Source organism: Ruminococcus sp. D54t1_190329_F1, assembly GCF_015551645.1.
GTDB lineage: Bacteria > Bacillota > Clostridia > Lachnospirales > Lachnospiraceae > Blautia_A > Blautia_A faecis.
This window is the reverse complement of the sequence record NZ_JADNDC010000026.1, coordinates 53,378-63,792: the sequence shown is the minus strand read 5'-3', so window position 1 is coordinate 63,792 and position 10,415 is coordinate 53,378. Positions and strand designations below refer to the sequence as shown.

9 protein-coding genes and 1 pseudogene are annotated in these 10,415 nt (G+C 44.7%); 1 reads left to right on the top strand and 9 read right to left on the bottom strand.

The window, feature by feature from the left end:
- Positions 1 to 374 precede the first annotated feature (374 nt).
- Positions 375 to 1,958 (top strand): glucose-6-phosphate isomerase, encoded by a 1,584-nt coding sequence (locus tag I2D69_RS13000; RefSeq protein WP_148461889.1) that lies wholly within the window; start codon positions 375 to 377, stop codon positions 1,956 to 1,958.
- Positions 1,959 to 2,150: 192 nt separating this feature from the next.
- Here the strand turns inward: I2D69_RS13000 and I2D69_RS12995 are convergent, their stop codons facing one another.
- The 9 genes and pseudogenes from I2D69_RS12995 to I2D69_RS12955 form a co-directional block, all read right to left on the bottom strand.
- Positions 2,151 to 2,525 (bottom strand): hypothetical protein, encoded by a 375-nt coding sequence (locus I2D69_RS12995; RefSeq protein WP_195380012.1) that lies wholly within the window; start codon positions 2,523 to 2,525, stop codon positions 2,151 to 2,153.
- 274 nt (positions 2,526 to 2,799) lie between these two features.
- The gene (locus I2D69_RS12990; RefSeq protein ID WP_118579498.1) at positions 2,800 to 2,991 is read right to left on the bottom strand and encodes a bacteriocin; all 192 of its coding nucleotides are present in this window, start codon (positions 2,989 to 2,991) and stop codon (positions 2,800 to 2,802) included.
- 27 nt (positions 2,992 to 3,018) lie between these two features.
- Positions 3,019 to 3,342, bottom strand: a complete 324-nt coding sequence (locus tag I2D69_RS12985; RefSeq protein WP_173715921.1) for a bacteriocin — start codon at positions 3,340 to 3,342, stop codon at positions 3,019 to 3,021.
- A gap of 109 nt (positions 3,343 to 3,451) precedes the next feature.
- Positions 3,452 to 4,516, bottom strand: coding sequence for a radical SAM protein (locus tag I2D69_RS12980; RefSeq protein WP_173715920.1), 1,065 nt, complete (start codon positions 4,514 to 4,516; stop codon positions 3,452 to 3,454).
- Entirely contained in the window at positions 4,513 to 4,857 is a 345-nt protein-coding gene (locus tag I2D69_RS12975) for a hypothetical protein (RefSeq protein ID WP_173715919.1), read from the bottom strand. Before I2D69_RS12975 ends, I2D69_RS12980 begins: the two co-directional genes overlap by 4 nt.
- Before the next feature lie 24 nt (positions 4,858 to 4,881).
- Positions 4,882 to 7,068: an NHLP bacteriocin export ABC transporter permease/ATPase subunit gene (locus tag I2D69_RS12970; RefSeq protein WP_195380011.1), complete on the bottom strand. Its 2,187-nt coding sequence runs from the start codon at positions 7,066 to 7,068 to the stop codon at positions 4,882 to 4,884.
- A gap of 12 nt (positions 7,069 to 7,080) precedes the next feature.
- The gene (locus I2D69_RS12965; RefSeq protein ID WP_195380010.1) at positions 7,081 to 9,321 is read right to left on the bottom strand and encodes an NHLP family bacteriocin export ABC transporter peptidase/permease/ATPase subunit; all 2,241 of its coding nucleotides are present in this window, start codon (positions 9,319 to 9,321) and stop codon (positions 7,081 to 7,083) included.
- A gap of 10 nt (positions 9,322 to 9,331) precedes the next feature.
- Positions 9,332 to 9,793 (bottom strand): hypothetical protein, encoded by a 462-nt coding sequence (locus tag I2D69_RS12960; protein ID WP_173715916.1) that lies wholly within the window; start codon positions 9,791 to 9,793, stop codon positions 9,332 to 9,334.
- Positions 9,794 to 9,912: 119 nt separating this feature from the next.
- A pseudogene (locus I2D69_RS12955) lies at positions 9,913 to 10,203 on the bottom strand (TrmH family RNA methyltransferase); the annotation flags it as partial.
- Positions 10,204 to 10,415: the final 212 nt, after the last annotated feature.

Genomic DNA, 10,415 nt, shown 5'->3' with positions numbered 1-10,415 from the left:
AAAGAGAAATGGTGTGCATAAAAATACCTACACTCCAAAATGAAATGTAGGTATTTTTGTCGCTTACCTTTAGATATTTCACCTGTCTACTTGACAAGGGGCATATCATTTCAGCTTCTGTCGGCTGTTTTTTTACTTCTATCCCCTCTTTTTCTCCAGCTTTTATGTTCTTTTTTTCATATCAGCCCCATTCTTTCTTATATTAATGTTAATTTTTCAAGAATCTTCATCCTTGCATTGAAATTCTATAAATTTTTCAGTATAATGATTTCGATACGGGTCTCACAGTGAGACTCCTTTGAGAGCATAATCCGTTGCTGAACAAGCTTTGAACAGCAACTATAGTCTCAACCATTTAAAGGAGGAATTATATTATGGCAACATGGAAAAATCTTGACACACTTGATTCTTTTGGCAAACTGAAAGAGCTTAAGAATCACGTAGACATTGCGGCAGCTCTGTCTGGTGAAGAAGGTGGCAAGCGTGTAGCTGATTATAGTACACCAATGGCAGCTGGTCTTTCTTACAACTATGCAGCCAAAGAAGTAGACGAAACCGTTTTATCCGCACTTGCGAAACTGGCTGACGAGGCACAGCTGATCGACAAATTTCAGGAATTATATAATGGTGCAGTGATCAACACCGGAGAGAACCGTATGGTTCTTCATCACCTTGCACGTAAGCAGCTTGGTAACCCGGTTGTTGTAGATGGTGTAGACAAACGTGAATTCTACGTTGCCCAGCAGAAAAAAGCTGCTGATTTTGCAAATAAGGTTCATGCTGGTGAGATCACCAACGAAGCTGGTGAGAAATTCACCACAGTCGTTCAGATTGGTATCGGCGGAAGTGACCTTGGTCCCCGTGCTCTTTACATCGCACTGGAGAACTGGGCGAAGGCCAATAACACATTCAAGATGGAAGCGAAGTTCATCAGCAACGTTGACCCGGATGATGCAGCTGCAGTACTTACTTCTGTAGACCTTGCACACTCCTTATTCATCGTTGTATCCAAATCCGGTACAACCCTTGAGACACTGACCAACGAAGCATTTGTAAAGGATGCCCTGACAAAAGCAGGTCTGAATCCTTCCAAACACATGCTTGCCGTTACAAGTGAGACTTCCCCCCTTGCAAAGAGTGAAGATTATCTTACCGCCATCTTCATGGATGACTACATCGGAGGCCGTTACTCTTCTGTTTCCGGCGTAGGCGGAGCAATCCTTTCCCTGGCATTCGGACCGGAAGTATTTGCTCAGCTCCTTGAAGGTGCTGCAGCTGAGGATCAGCTTGCAACAAACCGTGACCTTATGAAGAACCCAGATATGCTGGATGCCCTTATCGGTATCTATGAGAGAAATGTGCAGGGATATCCTTCCACAGCTGTTCTTCCATATTCACAGGCATTAAGCCGCTTCCCGGCACACCTTCAGCAGTGTGACATGGAGTCCAATGGTAAAACCGTAAACCGTTTCGGCGAGCCGGTTAACTACGTAACAGGTCCGGTTATCTTCGGAGAGCCAGGAACCAACGGTCAGCATTCCTTCTATCAGTTATTGCATCAGGGCTCTGACATTGTCCCGCTTCAGTTCATCGGCTTTAAGAACAGCCAGCTTGGCGTAGATGTTGACATTGAGAACAGCACCAGCCAGCAGAAGCTCTGCGCTAACGTGGCAGCTCAGATTGTTGCATTTGCCTGCGGTAAAGAGGATGAGAACCTGAACAAGAACTTCAAGGGTAAACGTCCGTCCAGCATTATCATCGGTCAGCAGCTTACCCCTGCTTCCCTGGGTGCATTGCTTGCTCACTTTGAGAACAAGATCATGTTCCAGGGCTTCGTATGGAATCTGAACAGCTTCGACCAGGAAGGCGTTCAGCTTGGTAAAGTTCTTGCGAAACGTGTACTTGCACACAATACAGACGGTGCTCTTAAGGTATTCAGCGATCTTCTGAACATCTGATCTTTCAAACAGGATCTAAAGCGTGTCTAAAAAATTTACGGCAGCCCGGAAAGTACCGGGCTGCCGTTTTTTTTGCCACATACTATAAAAACAGACCGCAGAAATCCTGTATTTTCATAATCCTCTGCGATCTGATTTCCATATTGACTTGTCTTGCAAAGAACCTTTTTCAAACCATTAATATACTGACACTCAGGCAACCTGCACGCCCCAGATTTTCTTTGTTTCCAGGCCTCTGCCAGGCTTTCCTGTTACACAGATGCTCTTATTTCTCCAGTTTCCAACACCATTATCCGAGAAACAGATTCCAGCACCATCTGCAGTCTTTTTCACCTGAATCTTCATTTCCAGATTCCGTACCTTGCCATACATCAAACTGGTCTTTACAAGCTCATCCAGATCTTTTTCCAGCTGTGCTTTATCCATATACACGCTAATCTTTTCCTCCGCCAGCTCTGCTTCCAGCCATTCCTGACCTGGGGTAAAATATTTCTGTCTTATCTTTACAAATTCTTCTATAAAACTGTTAAGCTCTACTTTCTCATTTCTCTGTAATATCTTTCTCATAAAAAAAGCCCCCTTGCTTCAAAAGACGTTACTGTTCGCTTTCTTCGCAGCAACTCAAAAATGTCATTCTTTTTTCCTTTTATGAAAGATATTATAGCTGCCCATGTTAAATTCTGTGTATTGCCAATGTTAAACATATTTAAAATAATTATAACGATTGTAAAGAGCAATATTAAAGTATCTTTTTTATAAAAAATCCGCAGTCCGTTATCATCAATACGAACTGCGGATTTTTCACCAAAAGGCCGCGAGCCAGGGACTTTGGGGATGCGCTTTAAATTTTCCAGTACCCCGTACCACAAACAGCGCATTCAACCAGAGAACCGTCTTCTCTACTGAAAATTGTTTTCGCTTCTGTACTCCCACATTGTGGACAGCAGTTTCGCGCATTCTCCTCGCATCCTCCACCGGACACATTGTCCAACTCATCATCTGAAAGCTCTCTTTTTGTTATTTCGTCTTCCATCAAAAATATCCCTCCATCCAAAATCAATTAATTCTGTGTTTTGGTGGAAGTAGGATCCCAGTAGGTTGCACCGCAGCAGGCGCAGGTTACATAGGTGCAGCCATAAAGTGGCTCTCTGGAAGAAACCTCCGTACTTCCGCATTTCGGGCAGCTGTATCCTACGTCGCAGGAATCACCGCCTGTTACATTGTCCAGCTCATCATCTGAAAGTTCCTGGGTTACCGGGTGTAATCTGGCATACATTTCTTCTGCCTGTGCAGCATCAAGCTCCATGCCGTTTTCCTTCGCCAGTTTCTGAAGTTCTTCCACAGATCCGGTTCCCTTTGCAGCTTTTAAAACTTCCTTTGTCATTTTGTTCTCTGCCATAGTCAAGATTTACAGCCACCTTTTCCCCGGCAGGTCCACTCCATATGTATCTGCGGTCTGCATCATGCCTGAAAAAATGTGCTCTAAATTTCCATTAAATATCAATACCCGGATTATAAGCAATTTCCGTATAATTCTCATATTCCTGCAATGCACTGACAGTTTTCTCATAATATCCCTGTCCGAAAAACACACATTTGGAGGGATCTGCCCCCAGTTTGTCCCCGGTCAGCACAATTGCCAGTGCCCGGCATCCTCCCGCACAGTATTTGAAATACTTACAATTTCTGCATTTTCTGTCGTGCTCCCGGATTTTGTCCACAGTCGTACATACCTCACACAGATACTGGCTGGCACTTAGCAGATGCTTCAGAGATTCCTTTTTCACATTGCCAGGGATATCCCCATTCAGTTCGTAGGTGCCAGACAGCTGATGACAGGGAAATATATTTCCATTAGCAGCAACTGCCACCATGCCTCTGACCCCCTTGCATACTGGAAGCGAATCCCTGTATTCCTTTTCCCGGTACAAAACAGGAATCATCCCATAACTGCCAGATACAGGATACAGACGCAAAAACTGCCAGATGATCACATCCATTCTGCAGCCCGTTTTCATATATGCACTGGCAAATTCCAGCATTCTGTCATAATATTCCGTCAGTCCCAGAGCAGCATCACCTGCATTTTCCTTCCACCTTGGGGCCTCCGATGTGCGGATGATGCGCATTTTCCACACCCCAAGGCTGTCCATAAGCTTCGCTGTTTCCAGAAGCGTATCCAGATTGTGTCTGTGCACATTTGTCTGGATCATTACTGGAAAATCATTTGCCCTGCACAAACGGATGGCCCGGATTGCATCCTCCTCAGCTCCTTTTCGTCCACGAAGCCAGTCATGATGTCCGATTCCGTCAAAAGAGATCTTCATTAAAGGACGGATTCCTCTTTCCTTCATCTGGTCCAACACTCCCTGCCTGAGAAAATAGCCGTTGGTATTGATCTCTTCTACATACATTCCTCTTTCATAAATTCCCGTCAGGATGTCCATAAAATTCCTGTGAAGCATCGGCTCCCCGCCTGTGATGGTAAATGCATTTACCCCACATTCCCTCGCCTCATCCAGAAATTTTTCTGCTTCCTTCAGGAACCACTCGCTCATGGATGGGCATTGTCAGCTGCATTAAAGCAGTGAAGACAATTATAGTTACACTTCCCGGTTATCATCCAGTTTACTTTTGGAAAATACCGGTTCTCGCAATGTCTGTATTTCTGCCAGTCTGTCAGATTCTCTTCCCCTCTGCAGGGATGAATAAAGCCTCTGGCTGCCATAGTTTCCAATAAATCATCCGCCTCCTGCTCCCTTTTTCCGTCACAGGAACGCAAAAGCTCAAATTCTTCTTTTTTCAGCCCTTTGGCATATGGACTTCCCTTCCGGTAATATGCATAGGGAACCTGCTGCCAGGAGCGTAAGGCAATCCGGGAATCAAGTATATATCGCATAAAATATCCCCTTATCTCTTTTTATTACAGCGCATCCAGACGCTGCCGTTTTACCAGTTCTGCAAAAAAGCCGTTTTTCTCTAACAGTTCTTCATATTTTCCATCTTCAATGATTTTCCCTTTATCCAGCACAAGAATTCTGTCACACTGTTTAATAGTAGAAAGCCGATGGGCGATTACAATTCTGGTACACTTCAGACCATCCAGGGCTTCTGACACTTTTTTCTGGGTCAGATTGTCAAGGGCACTGGTGGCTTCATCAAGCATAAGCAGCCTGGGTTTTTGTGCAATAGCCCGGGCGATCATCAGTCTCTGCTTCTGTCCTCCGGAAATTCCGCCGAAGCCTTCAGAAATCATTGTATTCATTCCCATAGGCATTTTCCGGATATCCTCTGCAATACCCGCCAGTTCTGCTGCCTCCCAGGCATCCTTCTGTGTCAGCCATGGCGCCGAGATCACAATATTGGAATAAATATCCCCCTGAAAAAGCTTACCATTCTGCATGACTACGCCAATCTTCTGCCTGAGCGATTTCAGATCAATTTTATCAAGATTTTTTCCGTCATAATAAACGGCTCCCTTCATAGGTTTCTCAAATCCAAGGAGCAGACGCATAAGGGTGGACTTCCCGCAGCCAGTCTGGCCTACAATCGCCACATACTGTCCCGGGTGGATTTTCAAAGACAGGTCATCCAGTACAAGAGGCATGTTTTCGTTGTACCGGAACGATATATGATTCAGCTCGATCCCACCTGAAATCCCTGTAATCACCTGTTTTCCGCTGGAAACCTCGGGCACTGTCTCAAAAAGCGGCTTTACCATTTCCAGTGTAGGCCTTATCCTTGCTACTGTAAGAGCAATTCCTGCCAATGACAGAAAAGCTCCGGATACCATGCCGTATGCAGTATTAAAAGCATAGTAATCCGCTACGGAAACGCCAGACCGGATTGCTGCGTAATACATCACAATAGTACCCGCAAGAGAAATCCCTGTACTGATCACAGCATTTATTTTAATAAATACAGGAGGATTATATTTAAGTTTTGCTTCTTTGGCATATAAATCTCCCCATCTTGCAAAAGCCCTTTTCTCAGCCCCTGAAAGCTTTATTTTCTGGACACCAGTGATCATAGCGTATGTCATTCCATTTTCTTTTCCTGCAAGCTCCATCTGTCTTCTGGAAATTCCCATCTGTACCAGGGAAGAAATAACAGAAAACGCAACCGTCACCGCTACAATAGTCAGCGCCGGTGCCACAAGTGCCGGAGCAAACGCAAAAATCTGTGAGATATAGATAAGGGAAAAAACGGAAGTAATCCCTGTTGTAAATACGGTAGATACCAGCATATTGCAAAGTGAGTTGATCTGGCTGGCACGGCTGGACAACTCACCTGCGCTGTACTTTCTGAAAAAACCTGCCGGAAGGGACATTACCCTCATCATGGTTGCAGCCTCTACAGACAAGCTCAGCTTCGTTTCCACCCTGGCAGTTACCATCGCACTTACTGCCTCAAAAAGCAAGCTGCTTATTGCAGTGCACACCATAAAAACCGAAATTGCAAAAAACAGCTGCATGCTTCCAGAAGGCAGAACCTCCGAAAAAATAAGCTGGTTGATCTTCGGTGTCAGCATCCCCACAAAAGTCACTGCAAGTGCGGCAAGAACCATCATCCCGTAATCAGCCCCGGAAAGTGTCTCCATTATGTATTTCGCCAGAGAAAGGATTCCCATCTTTTTCATGGGAAAAGGTTTATAAAATGCAAGGGCCTCTTTTTCAAACAAATCTTCATTTCCATGGGTTATCTTTCTTCTTTTTCCAGCTTCAATGTCATAATAGCTGTAACCAGACACTTTTCCGGGAAGAAGAGCTACGATCTTTCCGGTTTCTTTCATAACGCCCAGCATGGCACCAATTGCATCCTTATACCAGCCTTTTTCCAGATAAACCGTGCGGCGCATGATTCCATAGGGGCGCATAAGGTATTCCAGCTGTTCATTCATATCCTCAATGGAATCCGGAACCTCCCTGCTTTTTACATGGTAAAATTTCAGGATCTCATCGATTTCATTCTTGGCAACAATACGGTCGTCATTCAGCGAGGCAAGCACCTTCTCCCCCATAACGGCACCTGCCATTTTCACAAAAGAATCTGCGAAAGCATCGTCATCGCTCTGCTTTCTAAGTTTTATCTGTTCGTCAAACCAGCCCAATGCTTCCGCCTCCTATTCATTTGATACCAGCATAGTGTACATTCCGCCGGCTCTCATAAGTTCTTCATGTGTTCCACGCTCCACGACTCTGCCTTCATCCAGCACAATGATCTCATCGCAGTCCCGGATGGTAGAAAGTCTGTGTGCGACCACAATACAGGCAACACCTCTGTCCTTTATAGATTTCACCACATTGTATTCTGTTTTTGCGTCAAGTGCACTGGTGGCTTCATCCAGAATAACAATGGTAGGATCCTGTGCCAGAACTCTGGCAATTTCCATTCTCTGGCGCTGTCCGCCTGAAAAATCCTTTCCACCTTCTGTCAGCCTGTACTGATAACCTCCCTCACGCATCATAATATCATCGTGAAGTTGTGCATCCCGTGCAGCCAGGATCATTTCAAAATCTTCGATGGAATTGTCCCACATTTTAATATTGTTCGCTATGGTGTCCTCAAACAGGATAATGTCCTGATCTACCACAGCCAGGGAACCGGTAAACACATTCCGGTCTATCTCTGATATCTTTTTACCGTCAAAAAGGATTTCGCCGCTCCATGGGGCATACAGACCTGATATCAGTTTGGACAAAGTGGATTTGCCGCAGCCGGAAGGTCCAACAAAAGCGACTCTGCTGCCCGGCTTCAGGGACAAATTGAAATCCCTTATCAGCGGCTGGGCAAGCCTGGAGTAGCCGAATGTGACATTTTTCAGTTCAATGTGACCGGATAATTTTCTGTACTCCTCTTCCGGACTGGATTCTGTTTGCAACAGGCTTTCCGAATGATTTTTCAAACAGGCTTCAGGCTCTTTCCCATCTGCTTTTCCCCATATAACGTCTTCCGGATAATTCATAATATCCTCGACACGCTCCATATCCGTACGCATTTCCTGTAAAGTCTGACCTGCTGCGATGAGACTGGCTGCCGGAGCCATAAACGAATTCAGAAAGCCTTGAAATGCCAGGATCATACCCACAGTAAACCTTCCCTGCATTGCAAAAAACACTCCTGTCATCAGAACTGCTGTGTTGCACAGAGTACTGATAAGCCCGGGAAGAAGTCCCAGCACACTGTTCAGTTTCCGGAATTTTACTGCTCCTGTATTGGCTCCGGCCTGATAACCTGCCCATTTTTCAAAAAAGCCATTTTCTGCGCCGGTAGCCTTAATGGTTTCGATCATCTCAATACCAGCCACGGCTGCACCTGCAAGTTTGCCTGCATTTTTCAGCTGGACACGGGCAATGTTTACCCTTTTTTTCGATATTATGTTAGAAAGAAGCAGATTCAGAAATACAGAGGTTACACCCATCAGCGTAAGAACAGGACTGTACCTTATCATAACCACCAGATAAAAAATCATCATCAGCGAATTCAAAACCAGCGGCGCAAACGTATTCACTAGCCCTTCTGCAACAGAAGCATTGGTATTCTTGCGTACCTGAATATCCCCTGCCATGCGCTGTGAAAAAAATTCTACAGGCATTCTCAGTATTTTCCACATAAAGGTGGCATTTCCAACCATATCCAGCTTTCCATTGATCTTCAGGGAATATACCTGCTGAATCCACATAACAGTCAACTGTACCACTCCCATGAGAATCATTCCTATGAGAAAAGGAAATACCCAGTCCGGATTCTCTCCGGTCAGCAGCCGATCCATAAAAATACGGGAAAAAGCAGGATTTATAATGCCGATCAAGGAAGAGATCAATGTAGTAAGGACAACAAATGCAATCGCTGTGCCTGTGCCTTTTAAGCGTCTTTTCGCATAACGAAGTACAGAGGCTGGCTTTCCTCCTGGCTCAAAATTCTCAGAAGGCTCAAACTGCAGACTGATTCCGGTAAAAGCTTCATCAAAAGCCTCCATTGAAACCGCATAGGTTCCTTTGGCAGGATCATTTATAACAGCTTTATTTCCTCGAAAGCCATCCAGTACCACGAAATGATTAAAATTCCAGTGGATGATACAGGGAAAACGACCTGTTTTCTTCAGATCTTCCGGTTCATAGCGGTATCCTTTGGCTGTAAGCCCATAGCTTCTTGCAGCTTTCAGTACGTTTTTTGCACTGGAACCGTCACGGGATACGCCGCAATCGAAGCGAACCTGCTCCAATGGAATCCACTTCCCATAGTAGGCAAGTATCATGGCAAGACTTGCTGCACCGCATTCCAGAGCCTCCATCTGCATGACTACAGGAACCTTCGCCACCCCTTTTGTGATCGGCTGTTTTACTTTTTTCTCAGCACTCATTATGGTCACCTCAATTTATTACAAATGACATAGGTGACACCCGGTTCGTAACAAGCTCTACCTTGTAGATTCCGTCTGCCAGCCCTGTATGGATGGTTGCTGTGTATACGCTTTCATCCACTGCAAAAGCAGCACTTTCCAACTGTTCCTCTTTTAGCTTCACAGGGATTTCGGATATCTCCGCAATTTCATATTCTTTCCCATCTATATACACTGGAGTTCCTTTTTTGACATTCCGGATATCTGTTTCTTTTATATAACATGTGATTTTTCCTGCTTTTGCAGTTCCCACAGTCTCTGTTTTTGTATCAAGATGACCGAATATCCCCCACACGCACACCCCGGCCAGCAGTATGATGACAGCCGCCAGAATCATCCATATGCCCGGGTTTGCCACCCGGATATAATCGTTCAGCTGCTCCGGGGAGGAAATCCGGTCCAGACTTTTTTTCCGAAATATCTGATCACTCATAACCTGCAGCCTCCTTTTTGCTTATAGTTATTATCTTTCATTTGTCTTGCGTCCCCGCTTTAACTCTATCCTGCATCTCTGTTTTAACTCTATCCTGAAAGCGATTTCTATATACACAATTATTTCCGTCTGTTAATATACCCAAGTTCCCAGAATGCCACTGCACTTGCGGCAGCCACATTTAAGGAATCCACACCGTGAGACATGGGAATTTTCACTGTATAATCGCAATCTGCAATCGTCTGTGAGGAAAGCCCGTCTCCCTCTGTTCCGAGAACAATAGCCAGCTTCTCTTCTGCTTGAAGTGTCTGGTTGTCAATTCCCACAGAGTCATCACGCAATGCCATGGCAGCTGTTTTAAACCCCATATTTTTCAGCAGCTGCATTCCCTCTCCGGGCCAGGCAGTTTTTTTCAAAAGTGTTCTGCATTTTAAATCCATTTTCCAATTCCGTTTTCGTTATTTATTCTACTTGTAATTGTAAGAGAATATGGATGAAAATGCAATATATTTGTCCTCAACAGGCAGATTTTTAGAAAAATACAAAAAAAGCCCCGAAAACCTTATAATCACTGTGAAACGTAGTGTTTATAAGGCTTTCAGGGCCTTTAAATACTTAAATT